17 protein-coding genes and 1 pseudogene are annotated in these 24,141 nt (G+C 65.2%); 8 read left to right on the top strand and 10 right to left on the bottom strand.

The window, feature by feature from the left end:
- Positions 1-23: 23 nt before the first annotated feature.
- Positions 24-1,406, top strand: a complete 1,383-nt coding sequence (locus ACOJB8_RS05215; protein ID WP_475011324.1) for an MFS transporter — start codon at positions 24-26, stop codon at positions 1,404-1,406.
- Positions 1,407-1,500: 94 nt separating this feature from the next.
- Here the strand turns inward: ACOJB8_RS05215 and ACOJB8_RS05210 are convergent, their stop codons facing one another.
- From ACOJB8_RS05210 to ACOJB8_RS05195, 4 genes and pseudogenes are all read right to left on the bottom strand, one after another.
- Entirely contained in the window at positions 1,501-2,418 is a 918-nt protein-coding gene (locus ACOJB8_RS05210) for an NAD(P)-dependent oxidoreductase (RefSeq protein WP_069267243.1), read from the bottom strand.
- 132 nt (positions 2,419-2,550) lie between these two features.
- Positions 2,551-3,870, bottom strand: coding sequence for an MFS transporter (locus ACOJB8_RS05205; RefSeq protein WP_342948036.1), 1,320 nt, complete (start codon positions 3,868-3,870; stop codon positions 2,551-2,553).
- A 184-nt stretch (positions 3,871-4,054) separates the two neighbouring features.
- Positions 4,055-5,645 (bottom strand): annotated as a pseudogene (locus ACOJB8_RS05200) (GMC family oxidoreductase); the annotation flags it as partial.
- A 197-nt stretch (positions 5,646-5,842) separates the two neighbouring features.
- Positions 5,843-6,706, bottom strand: coding sequence for an IclR family transcriptional regulator (locus ACOJB8_RS05195; RefSeq protein ID WP_368619735.1), 864 nt, complete (start codon positions 6,704-6,706; stop codon positions 5,843-5,845).
- A 332-nt stretch (positions 6,707-7,038) separates the two neighbouring features.
- On the opposite strand from ACOJB8_RS05195, the gene ACOJB8_RS05190 reads away from it, so the two are divergent.
- From ACOJB8_RS05190 to ACOJB8_RS05175, 4 genes are all read left to right on the top strand, one after another.
- Positions 7,039-8,454 carry an NAD(P)/FAD-dependent oxidoreductase gene (locus ACOJB8_RS05190; RefSeq protein WP_475011317.1) on the top strand — a complete coding sequence of 472 codons (1,416 nt, stop codon included), beginning with the start codon at positions 7,039-7,041 and terminating at the stop codon, positions 8,452-8,454.
- A 623-nt stretch (positions 8,455-9,077) separates the two neighbouring features.
- The gene (locus ACOJB8_RS05185; protein WP_475011316.1) at positions 9,078-10,547 is read left to right on the top strand and encodes an amino acid permease; all 1,470 of its coding nucleotides are present in this window, start codon (positions 9,078-9,080) and stop codon (positions 10,545-10,547) included.
- 44 nt (positions 10,548-10,591) lie between these two features.
- Positions 10,592-11,602 (top strand): AAA family ATPase, encoded by a 1,011-nt coding sequence (locus ACOJB8_RS05180; protein WP_370684314.1) that lies wholly within the window; start codon positions 10,592-10,594, stop codon positions 11,600-11,602.
- On the top strand, positions 11,599-13,326 hold the full coding sequence (locus ACOJB8_RS05175; protein WP_475011314.1) for a cobaltochelatase CobT-related protein: 1,728 nt from the start codon (positions 11,599-11,601) through the stop codon (positions 13,324-13,326). The genes ACOJB8_RS05180 and ACOJB8_RS05175 overlap by 4 nt, the downstream gene beginning before the upstream one ends.
- A gap of 60 nt (positions 13,327-13,386) precedes the next feature.
- Here ACOJB8_RS05175 and ACOJB8_RS05170 read toward each other — a convergent pair whose 3' ends face one another.
- The 5 genes from ACOJB8_RS05170 to pdxR form a co-directional block, all read right to left on the bottom strand.
- On the bottom strand, positions 13,387-14,148 hold the full coding sequence (locus ACOJB8_RS05170) for a TSUP family transporter (RefSeq protein WP_475011313.1): 762 nt from the start codon (positions 14,146-14,148) through the stop codon (positions 13,387-13,389).
- Entirely contained in the window at positions 14,145-15,185 is a 1,041-nt protein-coding gene (gene pta, locus ACOJB8_RS05165) for a phosphate acetyltransferase (RefSeq protein WP_475011312.1), read from the bottom strand. Before pta ends, ACOJB8_RS05170 begins: the two co-directional genes overlap by 4 nt.
- 166 nt (positions 15,186-15,351) lie before the next feature.
- On the bottom strand, positions 15,352-17,163 hold the full coding sequence (gene xsc, locus ACOJB8_RS05160) for a sulfoacetaldehyde acetyltransferase (RefSeq protein ID WP_069267250.1): 1,812 nt from the start codon (positions 17,161-17,163) through the stop codon (positions 15,352-15,354).
- A 158-nt stretch (positions 17,164-17,321) separates the two neighbouring features.
- Positions 17,322-17,726 (bottom strand): nuclear transport factor 2 family protein, encoded by a 405-nt coding sequence (locus tag ACOJB8_RS05155; protein WP_342948028.1) that lies wholly within the window; start codon positions 17,724-17,726, stop codon positions 17,322-17,324.
- 151 nt (positions 17,727-17,877) lie between these two features.
- The gene (gene pdxR / locus ACOJB8_RS05150) at positions 17,878-19,428 is read right to left on the bottom strand and encodes a MocR-like pyridoxine biosynthesis transcription factor PdxR (protein ID WP_475011308.1); all 1,551 of its coding nucleotides are present in this window, start codon (positions 19,426-19,428) and stop codon (positions 17,878-17,880) included.
- 569 nt (positions 19,429-19,997) lie between these two features.
- Between pdxR and ACOJB8_RS05145 the strand changes: the two genes are divergently transcribed.
- The 3 genes from ACOJB8_RS05145 to ACOJB8_RS05135 are packed head-to-tail and all read left to right on the top strand — an operon-like array spanning position 19,998 to position 22,640.
- Complete coding sequence (locus tag ACOJB8_RS05145) at positions 19,998-20,822, top strand: ABC transporter permease (protein WP_406954079.1); 825 nt, start codon at positions 19,998-20,000, stop codon at positions 20,820-20,822.
- Positions 20,823-20,846: 24 nt separating this feature from the next.
- Positions 20,847-21,866, top strand: coding sequence for a taurine ABC transporter substrate-binding protein (locus tag ACOJB8_RS05140; RefSeq protein ID WP_475011306.1), 1,020 nt, complete (start codon positions 20,847-20,849; stop codon positions 21,864-21,866).
- Positions 21,867-21,902: 36 nt separating this feature from the next.
- The gene (locus tag ACOJB8_RS05135; RefSeq protein ID WP_475011305.1) at positions 21,903-22,640 is read left to right on the top strand and encodes an ABC transporter ATP-binding protein; all 738 of its coding nucleotides are present in this window, start codon (positions 21,903-21,905) and stop codon (positions 22,638-22,640) included.
- Between the two features lie 8 nt (positions 22,641-22,648).
- Here the strand turns inward: ACOJB8_RS05135 and mdtD are convergent, their stop codons facing one another.
- On the bottom strand, positions 22,649-24,052 hold the full coding sequence (mdtD, locus tag ACOJB8_RS05130) for a multidrug transporter subunit MdtD (protein WP_475011304.1): 1,404 nt from the start codon (positions 24,050-24,052) through the stop codon (positions 22,649-22,651).
- Positions 24,053-24,141: the final 89 nt, after the last annotated feature.

The raw sequence follows: 24,141 nt of genomic DNA, 5'->3' as shown, positions 1-24,141 counted from the left end.
AGAGAGACTCAGGAGACGACGACATGAAGCAGCACGCGCAGCGCGTCAAGACGCGCCATATCATTCTCGCGGTCATGTGCCTGATGTACTTTATTTCGTACATCGACCGCGTGAACATCGCGGTCGCGGGACCGCTGATCCGCCACGAAATGGGCCTGAGCGCGGTACAGCTCGGCCTGGTATTTTCCGCATTCGCCTATCCCTATGCCGTCATGCAGATCATCGGCGGCTGGCTTTCGGACAAGTTCGGTCCGAAGATCGTGCTCACCGTGCTTTCGTTGATCTGGGGCGCGGCGACGCTCGCCACGGGCTTTGCCGGTAGTGTCGCGATGCTCGTGGGGCTGCGCTTCGCGCTCGGCGTGGGCGAGGGCGGGGCGTTCCCCACGGCCACGCGCGCTTTCACGTACTGGATGCCGGTGGGCGAACGCGGCTTCGCGCAGGGCATCACACACAGCTTCGCGCGCCTGGGCGGCGCGGTCACGCCGCCGCTCGTGCTCGCGGTGGTCGTGGCAGGCGGCTGGCGCGACGCGTTCATCCTGCTCGGCATCGCGAGCCTCATGTGGACGGTGCTCTATCTGTTCGTGTTCACGAATTCGCCGGAACAGAACCGGCGCGTCACGCCCGAAGAGACCGCCGAGATCGGTTATTGCAAGGGCGACTGCGACCGCGCGAAGCGCGCGGCGACGCCGTGGCGCAAGCTCGTGCGGCGCATGTGGCTCGTCACGTTCGTCGACTTCTGCTATGGCTGGCTGTTGTGGGTCTATCTCACATGGCTGCCGTCGTATCTGAAGGAGTCGCGCGGCTTCGACCTCAAGCAGCTCGCGCTCTTCACGGCGCTGCCGCTGCTCGCGGGCGTGGTGGGCGATACGCTCGGCGGCGTGGTCTCCGACCGGATCTACAAGTTGACGGGCCGGCTGCGCTTCGCGCGCTGCTCGGTGCTCGTGACGGGCATGGGCGGCTCGCTCATTTTCCTGCTGCCGATGGTGTCTGTCGCGAACCCGATAGTCGCGGTGCTCTACCTCTCCGCTTCGTTCTTCTTCCTGGAGATCACGAATCCGGTGCTGTGGACGCTGCCGCTCGATATCGCCGGCAAGTACGCGGGTACGGCGGGCGGCATGATGAACACGGGCTTCGGCATTGCGGGGATGGTGTCGCCGGTCGTGTTCGGCTACCTGATCCAGCACACCGGCAGCTACAACGTGCCGTTCATGATCTCGGCCGGATTGCTGGCGCTGGGCATCGTCGCGGCGCTCTTCATCGATACCTCACGCACGGTCGAGGCCGACGAGGAACGCGAGCGGCGCATGGGCCCGGAAGAGGCAGGGGCCTTCGCGTTCCTCGACAGCATGCCGACGGTGCGGCTCGAACGGCACACGCTGCGGCGCCCGCTGCGCTGGTGGCGCTGAGCCTCGCGGGGTGTGAGGCGTGAGGCAGGGCATGCGGCGGCCCTGAAGGCACCCAGGGGCTTCCGGTGCCTTGCGAGGGCCGCGCGGGTACGTCTTATGCGCCGCCGTCGAGCTTGCGCAGGCGCCAGATGAGGCTCGACGTGTCGAAGCGGCTGCCGCCCAGGCGCTGCACGTCGCCGTAGAACTGGTCGACGAGCGCCGTGACCGGCAGCGCCGCGCCGTTGCGCTTGGCTTCGTCGAGGCAGAAGCCGAGGTCCTTGCGCATCCAGTCCACGGCGAAGCCGAAGTCGAACTTGTTGGCCATCATGGTCTTGCCGCGGTTGTCCATCTGCCAGCTCGCGGCGGCGCCCTTGCCGATCACGTCGAGCACGAGCGCCATGTCGAGCCCGGCGCGCTCGCCGAAGTTGATCGCCTCGGAAAGCCCCTGCACGAGGCCCGCGATGCAGATCTGATTGACCATCTTGGCGAGCTGGCCGGCGCCCGCCGCGCCCACCAGCGTCACGGCCGCCCCGTAGTGGGCGAGCGTGGGCTTCGCGCGCTCGAAGGCCGCGGCTTCGCCGCCGCACATGATCGTGAGCTTGCCGTTCTGGGCGCCCGCCTGGCCGCCCGACACGGGCGCGTCGATGAAATGCAGGCCATGTTCGGCGGCTTGGGCCGAAAGCTCGCGCGCCACGTTGGCGGAGGCGGTCGTGTGGTCGGCAAACACGGCGTCGCGCGCCATGCCGGCGAAGGCGCCGTCCGTGCCGAGCGTGATGCTGCGCAGGTCGTCGTCGTTGCCGACGCAGGCGAGCACCAGATCTGCGCCCTGGGCCGCTTCGCGCGGCGTGGCGGCCGCGCGGCCGCCGTATTCGGCGACCCATTGCGCGGCCTTTTCAGCGGTGCGGTTGTAGACCGTGACGTCGAGCCCGGCCTTGGCGAGGTGACCGGCCATGGGATGGCCCATCACGCCGAGGCCCAGGAACGCGACACGGCGTACCGGATTGGGGGCGGACGAGGATACGGATTGGCTCACAGTGGCTCCTTGGGGTGGGGTTTGAGGCTGGGGCGCTCTCATTATCTCAGCTATCGGCGCGGCGCCTGGGCGGCGTCGGCACGAGGCGGCGCCGGCCTGGACTCAACCTGGACTCAAGGATAGGGCCCCTCTTCACCGCACCCCGCTGATGGCGAGATGCCGCGTGTGATGGCGGCGGCCCACCCAGGCGGCCGAGAGTGCGCTCACGAGACCCGCGAACATCGTGTAGAGGCAGATGAGCCACGGATCGCCGCCGTTGCGCTGCAAGAGCCAGGTCGCGATGATCGGGCTGATGCCGCTGGCGAAGATGCCGGAGAACTGATAGACGAACGAGATGCCGGAGTAGCGCACGTTGGCATCGAACAGCTCCGCGAAGAGCGCCGCCTCGGGCCCGTAGACCGAAGCGTAAATGACGCCCAGCGGAATGATCACGGCGATCCACACGAACACCGGCGAGCCGCCGCTGTGCTTCATGAGCCAGAAGCCGAAGAACGACGACAAGCCCGTGAAGAGCGAGCCCCAGAAGTAGATGCGCGTCCTGCCGACGCGGTCCGAAAGGCGGCCAAAAAACGGAATCGTGAAGATCATCGTGAAAGCGGCCGCCATCACGGCGAGCAGGGCGTCGGTGCGCGAGAGTTTGAGCGTCTGCGTGAGATAAGCGATCGTGAAAACGGCGAAGACGTTGAAGAACACACCGTCGATGAAGCGTGCGCCCATGCCGGCGAGTACGTTGCCGGGATAGCGGCTGAGCACCTCGGCGATCGGCACGCGGACTTCGGCGCCCTGTTGCTTCACGCGTTCGAACTCCGGCGTTTCCAGCACACGCAGGCGGATATACATGCCGATCGCCACGAGCGCGAAGGAAAGGAAGAACGCCACGCGCCAGCCCCACGCGAGAAACTGCGCATTGCTGAGCACGGACGAAAGCAGGGCGACCACGCCCGACGCGAGGCAGAGCCCGATCGCGAGACCGATCTGCGGAATGCTCGCATAGAGGCCGCGCTTGCCTTCGGGCGCGTATTCGAACGACATCAGCACGGCGCCGCCCCATTCGCCGCCAAGGCCCAGGCCCTGCGCCACACGCAGGACGAGCAGCAGCGCGGGCGCCCACAGGCCGATCTGCGCATAGGTCGGCACGGTGCCGATCAACACGGTGGCGACGCCCATGATCGACAGCGTCAAGATCAGCATGCTTTTGCGGCCGAGCCGGTCGCCGAAGTGACCGAACACGATGCCGCCGAGCGGACGGCTCAGGAAGCCCACCGCGAAGGTGCCGTAGGCGAGCATCGTCGAGATGAGGGGATCGCCGCTCGGGAAATAGAGCTTGTTGAAGACGATGCCGGCGACGACGCCGTAGAGGAAGAAGTCGTACCACTCGATGGTCGCGCCGATCAGGCTCGCGACGACCACGCGCCTCATCTGCCTGGCGTCGGTGCGGGGCAATGCGTTCATGGCTGTCTCCTTTTTGGGCGCACCCGGTGCGGTGCGGTCCCTTGAAAATCAGGTTTTTTCTTCAGGTATCCTTTGTTTGCTGCGTGTCGTTTCGGTGCTGCATGGACTACTTGCCTGAGCCCCTGAATGTGATGACTTCCGGGGTGGGCCTCGGCATGCTCCCGTTGCGGCTCGGTGAGGCTCGCGTGGTCCTCGAGAATCATGTCGGCGGCTTTCTCCGCGATCATGATCACGGGGGCGTTGGTGTTGCCTGAGACGAGCTCGGGCATGATCGACGCATCGACGACGCGCAGCGCAGCGACGCCATGCACACGCAGGCGTTCGTCGACGACCGCGCTCGCGTCGCGGCCCATCTTGCAGGTGCCCGCGGGGTGATAGATGGACTGGCTGAACTGGCGCGCCGCATCGAGCAATTCGGCATCGCTTTGATACCGCTCGCCGGGCACGAACTCGGACACGATGTGCGGCGCAAGCGCCGGTGCGGCGGCGATGCGGCGCGCCACCCGAATGCCGCCGATCACGACGGGATGGTCGCGCGGATCGGACAGATAGTTGGCGCGGATGGCGGGGTACTGGAGCGGGTCGATGGAGCGGATTTCGACGCTGCCGCGGCTATGGGGCCGCAACTGGCAGACGGACGCAGTGAACGCCGAAAAGGGATGCGCGCCCTGGCCGGGCTTGTCGGCACTCAGTGGCTGCATGTGGAACTGGATGTCGGGGCGCTCGACCGCAGGGCTCGATCGCGTGAAGATCGCCACCTGGCTGGCCGCCAGCGTGAGCGGCCCGGTGCGCCAGAGCGCGTATTGCAAGCCGATCCATGCCTTGCGCAACGGGTGGTTGACCTCGTCGTTGAGCGTGCGTTCGCGCGTGCGGAACACGAGCCGCACTTGAAGATGGTCCTGCAGGTTCTGGCCGACGCCCGGCAAATCGTGCAGCACGGCAACGCCCGCATTGCGCAAGACGTGCGCAGGGCCCACTCCGGAGTGCTGAAGAATTTGCGGCGAACCGATCGCACCCGAAGCAAGAATGACCTCGGTACGCGCCCGTGCGCGCTTTTTCACGCCGTCCTGCAGATACTCCACGCCGACCGCGCGGCGCCCTTCGAACAGGATCCGGGTCGTCTGCGCCCGCGTTTCCACGATCAGATTGCTGCGTTTGCGTGCCGGTTTGAGAAAGCCCTTCGCGGTGCTCCAGCGAAAGCCGTTATAGGCCGTCTGCTGAAAGTAGCCGACCCCTTCCTGGAACTCGCCGTTGTAGTCCTGATTGAGCGGGATGCCGATTTCCTGTGCGGCGGCGATGAAATGATCGGCGATGGGGCGGCGCAAGCGCAGGTCGGAGACTTTCAGCGGTCCACCTACGCCGTGCCACGCGTTCGCGCCGCGCTCCTGGTCTTCGGACTTCCTGAAATACGGGAGAACGTCCGCATAACTCCAGCCGCGATTGCCGAGCGCCGCCCAACGATCGTAGTCCTCACGCTGCCCACGCACGTAGAGCAGGCCGTTGAGCGAGCTGGATCCGCCAAGCACCTTGCCACGCGGCCAGTCGATCTGCCGGCCGGCCACGCCTTCGTCCGGCTCGGTGCGATAGCACCAGTCGAGCGTGGGGTTGTGCATGGTCTTGAAGTACCCGACCGGCACGTGGATCCACGGATTGTTGTCCTCGCCACCCGCTTCGAGCAGCAGCACGGCGTTGCGCGCGTCGGCACTGAGCCGGTGGGCAAGCACGCAACCGGCCGATCCGGCGCCGACGATCAGGTAGTCGACCTCATGGTCCATGAATCCCGTCTCCTCGAAATCCAGGGGCGGCATGACGCGCCGCGTTTTCGGATCAATGTCGGGGAAGGGGATGCCGACCGCAAGCGGCGATCGTGCGTACGGGCCGAAAGTGAAACGGAAACTGCCGAAACGGAATCAGAAAGCCACGGCGCTGCGCGTACCTTTTGCCGCCGAAGCGGCGCTGCGCCGGGGCCCGCTCAGGCGAGCGAGAGCCCCTGGAGCAGCGGCGCGAGCCGGCTCGCCGTCTGCTTCATGCGGCCCACCGACTCCAGCAGTTCCTCGAGGGTCGCGCGCGCGGTCGGGGCATGCACGGCGAGCGCGGCGAGCACGCGTTTGCTGGCGGGGTCGCGCACGGGCACCGCGATCGCCACCATGCCGCGCACGAACTCTTCGTTGTCGATGCCGATGGCGCGCACCGCGAGCTGTTCAAGCTCGGCCGCGAGCGCCTTGGGGGCGGTCAGGGTGCGGTGCGTCATCTTCGTCAGCACGAGGCGTTCGAGCAGCGCGTTGCGCTCGAGCACGCTCATCTGCGAGAGAAAGAGCTTGCCGCTCGCGGTGCAGTGCAGCGGAACATGCATGCCCGGACGCATCTCCATGCGCAAGGGCTCCGTCGTCTCGACACGCTCGATATAAAGCACGCGGTCGCCGTCGAGCGCGGTGAGATTGCAGGTTTCGCCGAGCGATTCCACGAGGGTGCGCAGCAGCACGCGGCACGAACGCGTGAAGGTGTTGTTGGCGAGCGTGGCGAGCGCGAGCTGCGCCGCCCGCGGGCCCAGCGCGATGCTGCGGTCGTGCCCGCGCGAATCGGGCATATGGATCACGTAGCCGCGCGCCTCGAGCGAATCGATGAGCCGCAGCAGCGTCGCCTTGGGAATGTGCAGCCGCGCGGACAACTGTGAAAGCGTGTACGGCTGGCCCGCGGACGCCAGTTGCTCCAGCACCACGAGCGCGCGCAGCACGCGGGCGTCGTCCGCCGACGTCTCTTCGCGCAGCGCGGGGGCGTGGTCTTGCGCCCTGATTTGCGGTGGGGTTTGCGTCGTCGCTCGCGCTGTGTCGCGCATCGGTCTCCTCCTGAAGAGCATGGAAATGAAACGAATTGTTCGAGTTTCCGGGCTTTTTTCAGTATGAGCGCAAAGTTCGCGGCGTTACGTAGCGGATTACCCCGATATGTCATGCAAATGATTCCCGCGCCGTATCAGGCCGCTGTACCAGGCGATACCGGTCCACTGGCTCTACCTGCGCAATTCTGGTCTGCCTAGAATTTTTCCCAACAGAGCGCCAAAGAACGACGACAGCTTTGCAAGGAGACAGGCATGACGAACAGGCAGTCGGCAGGAACCGCTCTCGCAGCGGAGCGTGCAAGCGTCTTCACGAAGCCTGTGGAGCATTGATCATGGGATACAGCACAGTCGATCCCACCGCCGCCGGCTTTGCCGCGAGCGATTGCGGCTCCACGAAGTACGACCCCAGGTACGATCCGCTCGTCTCGCCGGGCCCTGGCGTCGGCAAGGATTACGCGCCGACCTACTGGGTCGCGACGGCGGGCAGCCCGCCGCCCGACGACGGGCCCGTCACGAAAGATCTCGACGTGGATGTCGCGATCATCGGCGCGGGCTACACGGGGCTCGCCACGGCGCTCTGCCTCGCACGCGAGCATGGCATCAAGGCCGTGGTGCTGGAGGCGAACCGCACGAGCTGGGGCTGCAGCAGCCGCAATGGCGGACAGGGGCAGAACGCCTCGGGCCGCCTCTCGCGTTCGCAATGGATCGAGCGCTGGGGCAAGGATATCGCCCTGAAAATGCACGACGAGATCCAGCAGGGCTTCGATCATTTCAAGGAGCTCGTTGCCGAGATCGACTGCGATCCGCAGCCGGGCGGTCACTTCCTGATCGCCCACCGGCCGCGCATCATGGCGAAGCTCGCCGCCGAGGCGAAGGTCTGGAAGGACGTATTCGGCTACCCGTCGGAGCTATTGAGCGCGCAGACGTTTCGCCGCGAGTTCGTCGACGACCACGAGGCGGCCGGCGCGCTGCACGAGCCCGAAGGGATCGGCATTCACGCGCTGAAGCTGGCGTTCGGTTATCTGCGCCTCGCACGCGCTGCTGGCGCGAAGGTCCACACGAGCAGCCCGTTGATGGGATGGGAGACCATCAACGGCGTGCATCACTTGCGTACGCCGGGCGGCATCGTGCGGGCGCGGGCGGTTGGCATTGCGACTGGTGCATACACGGCGCAGACGCTGCATCCCACGCTGCGCAGCAAGGTCATGCCGATTCTCTCTAACTCGATGGTTACGCGTCCGCTTACCGAAGCCGAGATTGCCGCTTGCGGCTTTCGGACGACTCAGGTGCTTACGGATACGCGCACGTTGCGCTTTTACTATCGGTTCTTGCCCGATAGGCGATTGCAGATTGGTAGCCGCAGCGCGATTACCGGTGAGGATGCGCCTAATCCGCGGCATCTCGATCTGCTCAAGGAAGGCATGGCGCGCAAGTTTCCGGCGCTGCGTGGCGTGCAGATCGATTATTCGTGGTGGGGGTGGGTCGATGTGAGCCATGACATGATGCCTCGGGTGTGTCAGCCCGATCCGCGGCAATCGGTGTTTTACGCACTTGGCTATGGGGGTAACGGCGTGTCTTATTCTCAGCAGGCGGGGAGGCGGCTTGCTGAGCGTATCGCGGGTAAGGGTGGACAGCTTACGCTGCCGATTTTTACTACGCCGTTGCCTGGGCATCCGTTTGCGCCGTTCCGGCGGATCGGGCAGAGGATGCTTTATTTGCAGTATTTCAGGCGGGATGAGAAGACTTGAGGTTTGGGTTTTGGGTTTTGGGCTTTCTTGTGTTCGCGTCGGTCTGCATGCGTTGCCCCTGTGCGGGGCGGCACCTACTTTCTTTGCGGCGGCAAAGAAAGTAGGCAAAGAAAGCCGCTCACACCGCCAGCGCCTGCCACAGTTCACATCTCGACGTACATGGTGAATGGCTCCGGAGCGTCTGTCACCTCTCGCCCCCAAACGGAGTGACAAGGCGCTCATCCTTCCGGCGGCGCTCCGCGCGCCGAAGGGCATAACCAAACACCAACGGGGCACGAGTTTTCGCGAATGCACATTCATGCCCCCCGGTTTCCCTTGCAGACCCAACCGCAGCGCGCGAAGCGAGCAGCGGGATGAATGAGCGCCTTGTCACTGACATTGAAGGTGCGAGGCGACAGACGCTCCGGAGCCATTTACCATTTATGGCGAGATGTGAACTGTGGCAGGCATTGGCGGTTTGAGCGGCTTTCTTTGCCGCCGCAAAGAAAGTAGGTGCCGCCCCGCACAGGGGCAACCCAGGCAGACCGACGCGAAAACAAGAAAACCCACAAAACCCAAAACAAAAAAAAAGCGCCACCCAAAAAGGCGCGCCGAAAACCGAATCCGATATCTGTGGAGGTGACATGCAACCCCCGAAGGAAAACCAGGAACTGAAGTGCGGCCTAAAGCAGCGCCACATGACGATGATCGCGCTAGGCGGCGTGATAGGCGCCGGCCTCTTTGTCGGCAGCGGCGTCGTGATCCAGCAAACCGGCCCCGCCGCCGTGCTCTCCTTCCTCATCACCGGCGGCCTCGTCGTGCTAGTCATGCGCATGCTCGGCGAAATGGCCTGCGCCATGCCCGCAGTCGGTTCGTTCTACGAATATGCACGCCTCGCCTTCGCCACCTGGCGCGGACCGGGCAAGCTGGCCGGCTTCCTCACCGGCTGGATGTACTGGTACTTCTGGGTCATCGTGGTCGCCGTCGAGGCGGTGGCAGGCGCCAAGCTCGTCCAGTTCTGGCTACCCGACGCGCCCGCGTGGCTCATCAGCCTCGTATTGCTCGTGCTCCTGAGCGCAACGAACCTGATCTCGGTGGGCAGCTACGGCGAATTCGAATTCTGGTTCTCCTCGATCAAGGTCGCGGCGATCATCGTTTTCCTCTTTCTCGGCGGCCTCTATGTCCTTGGATTGTGGCCATCGTCGCTGCATACGACTGCCGTATTGCCGACGCTGTTCGGCCATGGCGGCCTCATGCCGAAGGGCATCGGGCCGGTGTTGAGCGGTGCCGTCGCGGCAACGGGCTTTTACTTCGGCGCGGAGATCGTCACGATCGCGGCGGCCGAGGCGCGCGAGCCCGCCAGGGCCGTCGCGAAGGCCACGAACTCGGTCATCACGCGCGTGCTCGTGTTCTACGTGGGTTCCGTGCTGCTCGTGGTCGCGCTCGTGCCGTGGAATTCGCCGGCCATGTCGACGCCCTATGTGAGCGCGCTCCAGGTGATGGGCTTGCCCGCCGCCGCGAACATCATGAACGCGATCGTGCTGACCGCCGTGCTTTCGGCGCTCAATTCGGGGCTTTATGCGGCCTCGCGCATGCTGTTCGCGCTGACCCGTCACGGCGACGCACCAGCGGCGCTCGCGAAAGTCAACCGTCGTGGCGTGCCGGTGCGCGCGATCCTGCTTGGCACCGTGTTCGGCTATGTGTCGGTCGTGATGTCGTACGTGTCGCCGGATACGGTGTTCGCGTTCCTCGTCAACTCGTATGGCACGGTCGCGATCTTCGTCTATCTGCTGATCGCCCTGTCGCAACTGCGCCTGCGCAAGCGCCTCGATCAGGCAGCCGTTGGCGAACTGCGCGTGAAGATGTGGTGCTTCCCCTACCTCACGTGGGTGGCGATTGCCGGCATGGTGGGCATTCTCGTCGCGATGGCGTTCATCCCCGAGCAGCGCAAGCCGCTCTGGCTTGGCGTGGCGAGCCTCGCCGTGCTGCTCCTCACCTATGCATGGTTGCAGCGCCGCGCGCGCATCCGCGAGCGTGCCCGCGAGTACGCGCCTTCCTTCGCGACGTGGCCGCCCGCCGCAACCGGGACGGGCGCGGGCCGCTACGGCAAATGAATCCGCAGCCTGCATGCAGTCATGAACGTGACAAGGAGAACGCGATGACCACGGAACGCGCGATGGAGGGCCCGGACCGCCTGGTGTCGGTGCGCGAACGCTTCGGCTTCGATTCGAATCTCAGGGTGCCGGCCTTCGGAGGCGAGCGCGACGCCCACGTGCCGGACGTCGATGAGGCCTATCGCTTCAACCCCGAAGTCACGCTCGCGATACTCGCCGGCTTTACGCGCAACCGGCGGGTGATGGTGCAGGGGCTCCACGGCACGGGCAAGTCCACGCATATCGAACAGGTCGCCGCGCGCCTGAACTGGCCCTGCGTGCGCGTGAATCTCGACGGCCATATCAGCCGGCTCGATCTCGTCGGCAAGGACGCGATCGTGGTGCGCGACGGCCGCCAGGTCACGGAGTTCCAGGAAGGCATCGTGCCGTGGGCGCTGCAGCGTCCGGTCGCGCTGATCTTCGACGAATACGATGCGGGGCGCCCCGACGTGATGTTCGTGATCCAGCGCATTCTCGAGCGCGACGGCAGCTTCACGCTGCTCGACCAGAATCGCGTGATCCGCCCGCACGCCCACTTCCGCCTTTTCGCGACCACCAATACGATCGGCCTCGGCAATCTCAACGGCCTGTATCACGGCACGCAAATGCTGAATCACGCGCAGATGGACCGCTGGAACGTGGTCGCCACGCTCAACTACCTGCCGCGCGAGGAAGAGGCCGGCATCGTGCTCGCCCGCGTGCCGGAGATGACCGACGACGCGGGCCGCCAACTCGTCGATTCGATGATCAGCATGGCGGCAATGACGCGCAAAGGTTTCGCGACCGGCGATCTCTCCACGCTGATGTCGCCGCGCACCGTGATCGACTGGGCCGAAAACTGCCAGATTTTCCGCGATCCCGCGCTGGCGTTCCGGCTCACGTTCCTGAACAAGTGCGACGAGGCGGAGCGGCCGATCGTCGCCGAGTATTACCAGCGCTGCTTTGGCGTCGAGCTGGACCCAGCGTCCACAGCGAAGGGCGGGGAGGGCGGCGAACCGCGGGAGCCGCGCGCGTGAGAACCACGCCCACACCCGAGGCTGTGCGCACCGCGCTGCGGCGCGAGTCGCTATGCGCGGCCGCCGTGCGCGCGCTCACCGGCGACGCCGCGCTTCACTATCGCGGCGGCCTGCTTTGCCGCGAGTCTCGGCCCTTTCCGTTCTATGCGCCGCATCTGCGCAGCAACGTCTACGAGGACGAGTTCGCCTCGCTGCGCGGTGCCGCGGACGCGGCCGCGCAACGGCTTCGCCATTCCGACGCGGCTTTGCACCGCCTGCTGGCTCCCGAGGCGCCGACCGAGCGTCTGCTGTTCGATCTGTTCGAGCAAGTGCGCTGTGAGGCGCAATTGCCGCCCGGCATGCCGGGACTCGCGCACAATCTGCGGCACCGCTTCGAAACGTGGTCGCGCGCGTATTGCCGGGCGGGCTTGACCGAAGGCCATCTCGGCATCCTGCTCTATACGGTGGCGCAGATCGTCTGGTCGCGCGTGAGCGGCTGGCCCGTGCTCGACGAGACCGAGGATCTGATCGAAGCGACGCGCGCCGGCATCGTGCCTGCAATCGGCGTGCAGCTTGCGGGGCTGCGTGCGACTCGCGCAGATCAACGCGCCTATGCGGAGCATGCGCGCGAGCTGGCGCGCCGCGTCGCGATGATGCTCGACGATGCGCGCGCGGCAAATGCAGGGGACGACGCCGAGGAAGCGCGCGCACCCGACGACGCCTTGACGTCGTTCTCGCTGTGGGTCGACTTCGACGAAACGAGTGTCGAGCTGCCCGCACTCGCGCCGACCGGCGTGAGCCGCGTGCTGGCCGAAGCGGCGAATGGCTATCGCGCATACACGACGCAGTACGACCGCGAGATCCGGCCCGCCACGCGCGTGCGCGAAGCGCTGCTGCGCGAGTATCGCGAGCGGCTCGATGAGCGCATCGCCGCGTGCGGCATCAACGTTGCGCGCCTGGCGCGCGCGCTGCAGACGGCGATTGCGGTGCCGCAGCGCGATGGCTGGCTTTTCGGCGAAGAGGACGGCCGCATCGACGGCAGACGCCTCGCGCAGGTCGTCAGCTCGCCCGCAGAGCGCCGCGTGTTCAGGCGCGAGCGATTCGAGCCGCGCAGCGATTGCGTAGTGGGCTTCCTGATCGATTGTTCGGGCTCGATGAAGGCGCATATCGAGCCCGTCGCGATGATGGTCGATCTGCTCGCCCGTGCATGCGAGCAGGCGGGAATCGCGACCGAAGTGCTCGGCTTCACGACGCTCGCCTGGAACGGCGGCCGTGCGCGTGCGGACTGGCTCGCGGGCGGGCGGCCACCGCATCCGGGGCGCCTGAACGAGACCTGCCACATGGTGTTCAAGTCCGCCGACGAGAGCTGGCGGCGCGCTCGCCCGGCCATCGCCGCGCTGCTCAAGGCGGACCTGTTTCGCGAGGGCGTGGACGGGGAGGCCGTCGAATGGGCATGCGCGCGGCTCGCGGGCCGCGCCGAGGCGCGGCGCATTCTCGTCGTGATTTCGGACGGCAGCCCGATGGACACGGCCACGGCGCAGACGAACGACGCGTTCTATCTCGACAATCACCTGAAGGAGGTGGTCGCGCGCCACGAGGCAATGCGCGACGTCGACGTGATCGGGCTCGGTGTCGGGCTGGACCTCAGTCCTTACTACCGACATTGCGTTGCGCTCGACTCCGCTGAGCCTCTGGACAAGAAGCGGCTGGTCGCTCTCGCGCAATGGATCGGTGCGCCGCGTTAGTGCGATGGAGGCACCCTGTGCACAGGTGTCGATTCCTGCGCGGGTCATCCGCAGCTCACATCAAACCAACAGTTCCTTCATCGCACATAGCACGAGCGAAGCGCCAATGATCATCAGCACGCCGAACGCCAGCCTGCGCATCGCGAGGGAAGACAGCGGCGGCGGGTAGTGGCGCGCCGCGAGCGTCATCAGCATCACGACCGGCGCGGCGAGCGCGGCCTCGATGCAGATCGAAGCGGGAAGCTCGCCCTCCCAGGCGCTGAACATCACACGTACAAGCGACGTCACCGTGAAGAGCCGGATCAACGCGCAACGAATCTCGATCAGCTTGAGCGGCTGGCGATAGAACTGGAAGATGAGCGGCGGCCCGGACACGCCGAACATGCCGCTCAGCAGGCCGCCGAATACGCCGCTCACGAAAAAGCTGCGGTTCCCCGAGCGTTGGGCGAGCGGCACGGGCCGCAGCGCGGCGCTCAAACCGCCATACAGCACGACGGCGCCGAGCAGCAATTGCAGCATGCCGGAGGCCGAGGCGCTCAGGTAGTCGAGCACCATCACGCCCACTACGACCGAAGGCAGCACGCCGAGCGTCGCGGCGCCCACGGCCCGCCAGTCGATATGGTGGAGCTTGCCGGGCAGTGCGGTCGCGCTGTTCGCGAGCGTAACGAGGCTCAGCAGGGTGGCGATGCTTGCGAGCGGCGCGAGGCTGAAGCCGCTCGTGGCGCCCATGACGATCATGCTAAGGCCGAAGCCTGTGATCGTCTGAAAATAACTGGCTGCGCCGATGACGGCGATCAGCACCAGGACCTTCTCATGCGTCATGCTGCGTGGGGTTCCTTCGAGTGAGTGACGTCGCGTTGGCGGGCCGTCTGCGCCTGGACCGCGGTGGTGGCGATCACGTAATAGATATCCTCGGGGCAGCAGCCGCGAGAAAGATCGTTGGCAGGCCGGTTCAGGCCCTGCATCAGCGGGCCGATGGCCTTTGCGCCGCCAAGACGCTCGGCGAGCTTGTAGCCGATATTGCCCGCATCGAGATTCGGGAAGACCAGCACGTTCGCGTGGCCGCCGCACTGCGAGTGCTCGATCTTGCGCTCGGCGATCTCCGCCACGAGCGCCGCGTCGAGCTGCACGTCGCCGTCCACGCAAAGGGCGGGGCGCTGCTCGTGCACGCGCCGCGTCGCCTCGATCACCTTGTCCACGTTCGCATGGTGGGCGCTGCCGCTCGTCGAGAACGACAGCATCGCGACGCGCGGCTCTTCCATCAGCAGGCTGCGCGCGCTGTCCGCGGCGGCCATGGCGATCTCGGCGAGCTGTGCGGCGTCGGGGTCCACCACGAGCGCGCAGTCAGAGAAGATCAGGCCGCCTTTGTAGCGATGAAACGGCTCGCACAGCATCATCAGGAAGAAGCTCGAGACGAGCTTGAACGACGGCTCGACGCCGATCAGCTGGATGGCCGCGCGCACCACGTCGGCGCTCGTGTGAACGGCGCCCGCCACCGAACCGTCCGCGTGGCCGAGACGCACCATCAGGTTGGCGAAGACGAGCGGCTTCGCGGCCTCGTCCCACGCGAGCGCGGGCGTCATGCCCTTGGCACCGCGCAGCGCGACCAGTTCGTCGGCGAAGGCCGCGCGCCATGGGCTCTTTTGCGGATCGACCAGCGCGATCTCGCCGAGCTCGACTGACTCACGCGCGGCGGCCGCGCGAATCGCGCCCGGGTCGCCGACGAGCATGATGCGCGCGATGCCCTCCTGGTGCGCGCGCGCCGCGGCGGCGACCACGCGTGGGTCATCGGCTTCGCACAGCACGATGCGCATGGGCACGAGGCGGGCACTTTCGACGATACGGTTCAGGGCTTTCATGGTGTCATGGGCTCATGGACGCACAAACGGACGGACTCACGCCAGCAACTGGCGTGTCCAGACGAAAACCGGCCACAAGCGGATGCTCCGCCTGCGGCCGGCGATCGGAGGCAGCCCGCGCGCACCTGCTTGCAACGTAAGGCGCGCGCGGGCTGCGGCTGGCCCTTCAGACGAAGTCCTTGTACTTGTCGAGCAGGCGCACGGGCTTAGAGAGCGCGTCGCGGCGGAACGGATCGCCGAGTTCGCGCGTGCACATGATCTCGACGATGGTCGTCTTGCCCTGGTTCATCTGCAGATCGATCGCGCGCTTGAGCGCCGGGCCCACGTCCTCGAGCTTGTCCACCACGATGCCTTCCGCGCCCATCGCCTTCGCAATGCCGGCGAAGCTCGGGCTGTCCAGCTCGCCCGCCACGAAGCGGCGATCGTAGAAGTCCACCTGGTTCTTCTTCTCGGCGCCCCATTGGCGGTTATGGAACACAACGGCCGTCACCGGAATGTTGTGGCGCACGCAGGTGAGCGTTTCCATCAGGCTCATGCCCCAGGCGCCGTCGCCCGCATACGAGATCGCGGGGCGATGGGGCGCGGCCACCTTCGCGCCGATGATGGTCGGGAACGCATAGCCGCAGTTGCCCCAGCTCATCGCGGCGAACAGGCTGCGCGGCTTGTTGAAGCGCAGATAGCTGTTCGCGACGGAGTTGATGTTGCCGATGTCGGTCGACACCATGACGTCCTCGGGCATCGCCTTCTCGAGTTCGCGCAGCACCTGGCGCGGATGCAGATACTCGCCGCCTGTCGGCGTGCGCTCGTGCTTCTGCTCTTCGATCATGTCGAGGCTGTAGGCGTCGCGCTCGTGCGTCCACGAGTCGAGTTCCTTTTCCCACGCGGCCTTTTCGGTGGCGATCTGGTCGGCGCGCTCGGCGCGGTTGGCGTCGCTCGCGAGGGTGCGATTCGCGAGGCGCTCGGTCAGCGCCTGCGCCGAAGCCTTCGCGTCGCCGCAAATGCCCACCGAAATCTTCTTCACGAGGCCGAGCATCTTGTGATCGGCGTCGATCTGGATGATCTTCGCGTCTTTTGGCCAGTAGTCCATACCATGTTGCGGCAGCGTGCCGAACGGTCCGAGGCGCGAGCCCAGCGCAATCACGACGTCCGCGCGCGAGATCAGCTTCATCGCGGCCTTCGATCCCTGGTAGCCGAGCGGGCCGCACCAGAGCGGATGATTCGCCGGGAACGAGTCGTTGTGCAAGTAGCTGTTCACGACGGGCGCACCGAGCCGTTCGGCGAGCGCCTTGCACTCCTCGATTGCATCGCCCATCACGACGCCGCCGCCCGAGATGATGACGGGGAACTTCGCGGCCGCGATCAGATCCGCCGCTTCGTTGAGGCTTTCGTCGCCGCCGGGGCCGCGGTCGAGCCGGCGCGGCTGCGGAATCTCGGCCTTGATCTTGCCGTAGAAGTAGTCGCGCGGAATATTCAGCTGGGTCGGGCCCATTTCGGACATGGCGCGGTCGAAGCAGCGCGCGGTGTACTCGGCCATGCGCGCGGGGTTCGTCACGTGGCCCTGGTACTTCGTGAACTCCTGGAACATCGGCAACTGATTCGCTTCCTGGAAGCCGCCGAGGCCGATGCCCATCGTGCCTGCCTCGGGCGTGACGATCACGACCGGGCTGTGGGCCCAGTAAGCCGCCGCGATGGCCGTTACGCAGTTGCTGATGCCGGGACCGTTCTGGCCGATCACGACGCCGTGGCGGCCCGATACGCGCGAGTAGCCGTCGGCCATGTGCGCCGCACCCTGCTCGTGAACCACAGGAATGAGGCGAATGCCGGCGGGCGCGAAGATGTCCATCGCATCCATGAACGCGGAGCCCATGATGCCGAACATGTCGGTCACGCCGTTGGCCGCGAGGGTTTCGACAAAGGCCTCGGACGGGGTCATGTCCTGCGGGCCGCTGGCCGTCTGGGTAGGGGTCTTTTCGCTCATCAACTGTCTCCGGGTTATCGTTTGACGGAATGCCGTGGTTTGAATGCTATTCGGCGCCCGATGAGGGTCAAGGGATTCCGTCCTTGAGGGGTGAATCTGAAATGGAATGGAACGATTCGTTTCAAAACACTGGCGACCGCTGCGCCGCTGTACGCGGGTCAGGCGGACTGCTTCGGCCGTTCCTTGCGGAACGCGCGCTTCACGGCGATCAGGCCGTCGCGGAACTCGAAGAGATCGCAGCCTTCGGCCTCGATCCGCCAGCCTTCCGCATGCGTGCCACTGAACAGCCATTCGGATACGCCGCGTTGGCCCGCGACGTAGTGGCGGCCCTTGCCCCAATGGGCGTCGGGGAACGTGCGGAAGACCGCTTCGAAAGCAGCGCGCACCGCCTCACGCCCGACGAAGCGGGTGCCATACACTTCGGGACCGCCGGCCGCATCGAACACGCAGTCTTCGGTCATGAACCGCATCAGCGCGTCGGCGTCATGACGGTTGAAGGCATCGGAAAAGGCGGCGAGCGTGTCGGCCGTGACGGCGGGTTGGGCGCTGAGCGTGTCTGCCATACGTGTCTCCAGTGGAAAAGCTGGTGCCGTTCGGTGCGCGAGGACTCGCGCGCGGCACGGTATAGCGACACGTTAGGGTTTGCGAGGCGAGGGCGGTAGCACCAGTGCGGAGCTTTCGCCTGGGCCAGCGCCCGGAGACTTCCTGAGAGACTCAAGCGGGCCGCTGCTTGCGCACAACCTCGGCGAGCGCGCGCACGCCGGGTTCGATTTTCTCGAGCTTGATGGCGGAGAAGCCCATACGGAACCATGGGCTGTGTTCGGCCTCGTCGGCGAAGAACACGCCGCCGGGCTCGATCAGGATGCCGGCCTCGCGCGCATCGTCGGCAAGGCGTGCGGAGTCCAGCCACGCCGGCCCCTGGACCCAGCACGAGGCACCACCGCCGATCGGCACGTATCGCACCTCGGGCAGATGGGTGTCGAGCGCCGCCATCAACGCGCGGGCGCGCTCCTTGTAGGCATGCGCGAGCCGGCGCAGGAGCGCGTCGTGGTGTCCGAGCGCGAGGAACGTCGCGAACGCGCGCTGGATATAGGCCACCGGGTGGCGGACCATGAGGCGGCGCAGCGCGCGCAACTCGCGCACGAGTTCCTGCGGGCCGACCACGTAACCGAGACGCAGGCCCGGGGCGAACGTCTTCGAAAGGCTACCCACATAGATCACGCGATCGGCCGTGTCGAGGCTCTTCAAGGCGGGATGCGGCGTGCCGGAAAACGTGTTCTCGCTCTCGTAGTCGTCTTCGATGATCACGAAGTCGTGCTGCTGGGCGAGTTCGAGCAGCGCCTGACGGCGCGCGACGGGCATGGTGGCCGTGGTGGGGCACTGATGGCTCGGCGTGACGAACACGTAATCGCAACGGGCGAGCGAGTCGCGCAGGCGCACCGGGTCGATCCCTTCGCCGTCGATCGGCAATTCGAGCAGTTGCGCGTTGCGATTCACGAAAATATTGCGTGCATCGGGATATCCCGGATTCTCGAAGCCGACCGTCGTGTTCTTGCCGCAGAGCAGGTCGGCGACGAGATAGAGCGCCTGCTGGCAGCCGTTCGTGATGATGATCTCCTCGGGCATGGCGAACACGCCGCGCCGCGGCAGCACACGCGTGCGGATCTGCTGGATCAGCGACTCGTCATCGCGTTCGATCAGGTCGGGCGCCCAGTTGCGGATCTCCATAATCGAGAGCGCTTTCAGGCAGCACTCGCGCCAGTCGTTGGTCGGAAAGAGCGATTGATCGAACTGCCCGTAGATGAAGGGATATGCGTAGTTCTGCCAATTGGCGGGTTTGACGATGTTGCGCTGGGCGGAGGGCGGGCGCACGATGCGCGAATTCCATGAGGGTGGGGCACGCAAGCCGGCGTCATGGGGCTCGACGACGTCGGGCTGCTGCACTCGTTGTTGCACGCGCTGTTGCACGGTTACGCCGTGCAGGCCCTCCAGCATCTCGGGGTTGACGAAGTGGCCGCTGCGTTCGCGCGACACGAGATAGCCTTCCTCCACGAGCATCTGGTAGGCGAGCACCACAGTGTTGCGCGCCACGCCGAGCTGCTCGGCCAGCTCGCGGCTCGAAGGCAAGGCGGAGTCCGGCGGCAGTTGCCCGTCGAGGATGGAGGCCACCAGCATCTCGCGGATCTGGTGCTGCAGACTTGTCTTCGACTCCGATGACCGTCGGAATTGCTGTGCCCACAGGGCGGACGGGGTACGGGTCGGCATGCTGGCTCCTGTGATTGATGGCGGCGGCGAGACAACGTTTGAGCAACCGTATTGCAGCAAAATCGGCCAGTCAATCGACACACGATATTCAACACTGGCCGTGCAAGTCGATTAGGTAAATTTCGGAGCGACGGTTTGCGACAAGACGGTCAGCGCTGCGCTTTCGGAAAGAAACTCGAGATAGACGCGCACGCCAGGCCCTTGCTGCGGCGCAGCGCGACCGGCTGGCGGGCGTTGGGGCGGCGCGCACGCGGAGTAAAAATAATCGGAAGAAATCGGCTGGACGGTGCTTGCGGCGCTTCGGGAAAGCGGCAGACAGCGGTCATCCGCCACTGGCCCCATCGGAACTTCCTGCCTGGTACTACCCGCCGTTTTATTGATTGAGAATGCTTGACTAAACGGGCGAGTTCGCGAGTGCGAAATGAAAGAAGCCGAAATTCGCCCTGGTAGCCGCTGACTATACTTGAATTGAGGCGGAACCCGAAGCGGACGTGGAACTTCGCGCTGGCGTGCGCATAGTTTTTCAACTTGAGGAGACGGCGGTGAGAGCCCTACCCAGACTAAAGACGATGAAGCATCAAGCGGATTCGTCGATCGAGCCGGTCATCAAGATCCGCCGCGGCCACGGGAAAATGAATGCCTGGTGGCTAACCACTGCAGTGCTCGTGATGTGCGTCGTGCTCTGGCAGGCCGTATCGATGGCGCGCATCTTCCCGCCCTTCGCGCTGCCCTCGCCGGTGGCGGTATGGCAGGCCTTCGTCGAAATCGTCCACAACGGGTACGGCGGCCAGTCGCTCGTCAGCGACATCCTGATTAGTTGCTTTCGCATCGTTATTGGTTTTGTGGGCGCGATTGCGATCGGCGTACCGATCGGGCTGCTGATGTCACGCAACAAGATCGTGTTCGACATCATCGATCCGCTGCTGCAGTTCGTGCGGCCGGTTCCACCGCTTGCCTATATTCCGCTGCTGGTGGTGTGGTTCGGCATCGGCGAATTGCCCAAAGCCATTCTGATTCTGGTCGGCACCATTCCTGTAATCATCATCGGCACGATGTCGGGCGTGAAAAGCACGCCGCCGCTGCGCATCGAGGTTGCCCGCACGCTCGGCGCGACCAACGCACAAATCTTCCGCAAGGTCGTGCTGCCCTCGGCCATGCCGGAGATCTTCACCGCGATGCGCGTGGGTATCGGCGTGGCGTGGACCTGTCTGGTCGCCGCGGAACTGATCGCGGCGAGCAGCGGCCTTGGCTGGCTCGTCCAGTTCGCCGGACAGGCCTTGCAGGTTGCCATCGTGATCGTCGGCATCGTGATCATCGGGTTGATCGGATATGCAATGGAGCTGGCGATTCGCAAGATCGAAAATATCGTCGTACCGTGGCGCGGACATAACTGATCGGGTGAGAGGAGGAGACGACACATGAAAAAGAGGCAATGGGTCTATGGCATGAGCGCGGCTGTGCTGGCGAGCAGTTGTCTGGTTCCTGGCGCGGTGCATTTGCAGAGCAAGCCCGAGGTGATCATCGGCTACGAGGACAACGGCGCCGATCCGTACATGGTATCGATGGCCGAGCATCTGTTCGAAAAGCAGATGAACGCCGATGTCCAGTACAAGCTCTTCAGTTCGGGGCCGGCGGCGATGAGTGCATTGGCATCGAACAGTCTCACGTTCATGTGCGGACTGGGCGTGCCGCCGCTCGTCACGGCGATCGCACAGGGCTTGCCGATGACCATCGTATACAACCAGGAGCGCTATACGAATGCGGCCGGCATCGTGGTCAAGCCGGACAGCGGCATCCACGACGTCGCGGGGCTGCAAGGCAAGAAGATCGCGATCGTCGCCGGCTCGCAGGCCTCGTTCGAACTGGCGACCTTCCTGGCTGCTGCGCATGTGCCGTATGCGTCCGTCACCCAAATCAACATGGCGCCGCCGCAGATGCGCACCTCATGGGTGACCGGTGCAATCGATGCGGCGATCGTCTGGGATCCGGTATTCAGCGCGCTGCGTACGTCTGGCGGCAAGGCGATCAAGACGGACGGAGACTTGCCGCGTGAAGCCTCGAGCTACAACGTCTGTATCGCCAACTCTGACTGGGCGAAGGCGCATCCGGACCTGGTCCGCGGTTTCGTGGCGGCGCTCGACCAGGGCTATCAGGTGACGATGAAGGATCGCGACAAGGCGCTCGCCGAGATGGCGAAAGCAACGGGCGTGACGGTGCCGGTGGCGACGAGCGAACTCGCCGGTTATGAGCTGTTTTCCGGCACCGATCAGACCACGCCGAAAGTCATGGGCCTCGACGCGGGCGTCAAAACCTCCGCCACGTACCTGACTCTGGTGAATACGGCCAAGGTGCTGAACTCGATTGGCCGCATTCCGAGCGTGCCGGCGAGTTTCGACAACAACGTCGCGCCGCAGTACTCGAAACATCTGGCGCATTGATCCATTGACTGTCTGACTGTCGAGCAGGAGACGAACTTGAACATCGTCATCGATTCTCTGTACAAGACGTTCGGCGCCACATCGGCACTGGAAAACATCAATCTGCAGTTCCGGGGCGGCGAATTCATCACCGTGCTCGGCGCCTCGGGCTGTGGAAAGACGACCTTGCTGCACCTGCTCGCCGGTCTGACTTCGCCCACGAAGGGCAACATCTATATCGATGGCGAGATCAAGGACCAGCCCGGGGCCGACCGAGTCGTCGTATTCCAGCAGGCCGGCTTGTTTCCGTGGCTCAGCGTGGCAGAAAACATCGAGTTCGGGCCGTCACTGCATGGGGTGCCCAAGGCGCAACGGCACAAGGAGTCGGCGGACATTCTGCGCATCATCGGTCTGGAGTCTTTCGCACGACACAAGCCCTATGAGCTATCGGGCGGCATGCAACAGCGCGTGGCAATCGCGCGGGCGCTCGTGATGAAGCCGAAGGTGCTGCTGATGGACGAGCCCTTCGGCGCACTGGATGCGCAGACGCGCAGTTCCATGCAGACGTTCTTGACCGCACTGTGGGAGCAACTCCACTGCACGGTGGTCTTCATCACCCATGACATCGACGAAGCGATCTTTCTCGGTACGCGTCTCGTCGTGCTTTCGGCGCGGCCGGGGCGGGTGGCACTCGACGTGCCCATCGAACTGGACAGACCGCGTACGCCAGAGGTCGCATTCGAACCGCACTTCCTGGATCTGAAGAAGTGCGCGATGGGCATTCTCGCGCACTGATCGCGCGCTCAGCGGCGAGCGGCCGTCGACGCCATCGCGGAAGGCGCAGCGGCGACGCGCGTCTGCGTGTCGATGCGGCGGAAGACCAGGGCGGAGATCAGCGTGATCGCGCCCACGCCGGCGAAGCTCATGCGAAAGCCGGGCGCAACCGATCCCCACTGTGCCTCGCCAAGGCTCACGAGCGCGCCGCCGATGGTGACGCCGAGTCCCATCGCGAGCATTTGCACCATCGAAAAAAGGCTGTTGCCGCTGCCGGCGTCTTCGTGCGAGAGGTCCTTGAGCGTGACGCTGTTCATCGCCGCGAACTGCATCGAGTTGGCCGCGCCGAAGATGGCCAGCACGACCATCTCCACCGCAACGGGCGTGCCGCGCGAGATCAGTGCGAACGCAACGATCGATGCGCCAACGATCAGCGTGTTGACCAGCAGGAACGTCTCGTAGCCGTAACGGCGGATCAGCGGCGCAATCCAGCGTTTGGCGACCGTCCCTGCGAGCGCGGCGGGCAGCATCATGAGGCCCGAGCGCAGCGGCGAGTAGCCGAGCTCGAGCTGCATGAGCAGCGGCACGAGAAACGGCACGGCACTCGAGCCGACGCGGCAGACGAGATTGCCGATCAGGCCGACGCTGAAATTCGGCTCGCCGAACAAGCGCAGCTTGAAGAGCGGTTCGCGGTGGCCGCGTGCATAGGCCACGTAAGCGAAGGCCGCCGCGATGCCGACTGCGAAGAGCCCGGCAGACCACGCGGCGCGATGCGTCTGGACCGGCGTGTCGAAGGCCAGCGAGAACGCAATCATGCACAGCGACACGAGTGCACATCCGGCGAGATCGAATGGAGGCGCCGCAGTGCTCGACGCGTTAGGCAGATAGCGGTGCACGGCGAACACGCCGGCGAGGCCGATCGGCACGTTGATCAGGAAGATCCAGTGCCACGAGATCGCCTGCACGAACCAGCCGCTGAGCGTCGGGCCGACGATCGGCCCCACCTGGCCCGCCACCGAAATGAGCGCGAGCGCCGAGACATACTGCTCGCCGCTCACCGCGCGCAGCACCGCGAGCCGGCCGATCGGCATCAGCATCGATCCACCGATGCCCTGCAGCACGCGCGCGACCACGAGTTGCGCGAGGGTGTGCGCACTCGCGCAGCATAGCGAGCCGAGCACGAAGATCAGAATCGCGACGAAGTAGACGCGGCGTGTGCCGAAGCGGTCGGCAAGCCAGCCCGAAGCGGGCGTGAGCATGGCCATGGTCAACGTGTACGCGACGATGACCGGCTGCATCACGAGCGGTCTTACGCCAAGACTGCGCGCAATCGAGGGGAGCGCGGTGTTGACGATCGTCGTGTCGAGCGTCTGCATGAAAAAGCCCGCGGCGACGATCCATAGCAGCGCCGTGTGGCTCGAATTTTTGTTCATCTGGAACTTCTCGGCGCGCCGCGTGAGGGGCGGGAACGGCTTTGCGGCGCAATTGTCATCAATGGCGTCATGATATTGTTACCGTCGCT

It is taken from the genome of Paraburkholderia sp. BR10141 (assembly GCF_056155635.1).
This window is presented reverse-complemented; position numbering and strand designations above follow the sequence as displayed.

Excerpts from the sequence above, each read along its gene's own strand:
- ACOJB8_RS05145 (WP_406954079.1), top strand. The coding sequence starts at position 19,998 with ATGAAGCATCAAGCGGATTCGTCGATCGAGCCGGTCATCAAGATCCGC.
- ACOJB8_RS05205 (WP_342948036.1), bottom strand. The coding sequence starts at position 3,870 with ATGAACGCATTGCCCCGCACCGACGCCAGGCAGATGAGGCGCGTGGTC.
- mdtD (WP_475011304.1), bottom strand. The coding sequence starts at position 24,052 with ATGAACAAAAATTCGAGCCACACGGCGCTGCTATGGATCGTCGCCGCG.
- ACOJB8_RS05215 (WP_475011324.1), top strand. The coding sequence starts at position 24 with ATGAAGCAGCACGCGCAGCGCGTCAAGACGCGCCATATCATTCTCGCG.
- pdxR (WP_475011308.1), bottom strand. The coding sequence starts at position 19,428 with ATGCCGACCCGTACCCCGTCCGCCCTGTGGGCACAGCAATTCCGACGG.
- ACOJB8_RS05155 (WP_342948028.1), bottom strand. The coding sequence starts at position 17,726 with ATGGCAGACACGCTCAGCGCCCAACCCGCCGTCACGGCCGACACGCTC.
- ACOJB8_RS05185 (WP_475011316.1), top strand. The coding sequence starts at position 9,078 with ATGCAACCCCCGAAGGAAAACCAGGAACTGAAGTGCGGCCTAAAGCAG.
- ACOJB8_RS05140 (WP_475011306.1), top strand. The coding sequence starts at position 20,847 with ATGAAAAAGAGGCAATGGGTCTATGGCATGAGCGCGGCTGTGCTGGCG.
- xsc (WP_069267250.1), bottom strand. The coding sequence starts at position 17,163 with ATGAGCGAAAAGACCCCTACCCAGACGGCCAGCGGCCCGCAGGACATG.
- pta (WP_475011312.1), bottom strand. The coding sequence starts at position 15,185 with ATGAAAGCCCTGAACCGTATCGTCGAAAGTGCCCGCCTCGTGCCCATG.
- ACOJB8_RS05170 (WP_475011313.1), bottom strand. The coding sequence starts at position 14,148 with ATGACGCATGAGAAGGTCCTGGTGCTGATCGCCGTCATCGGCGCAGCC.
- ACOJB8_RS05180 (WP_370684314.1), top strand. The coding sequence starts at position 10,592 with ATGACCACGGAACGCGCGATGGAGGGCCCGGACCGCCTGGTGTCGGTG.
- ACOJB8_RS05195 (WP_368619735.1), bottom strand. The coding sequence starts at position 6,706 with ATGCGCGACACAGCGCGAGCGACGACGCAAACCCCACCGCAAATCAGG.
- ACOJB8_RS05190 (WP_475011317.1), top strand. The coding sequence starts at position 7,039 with ATGGGATACAGCACAGTCGATCCCACCGCCGCCGGCTTTGCCGCGAGC.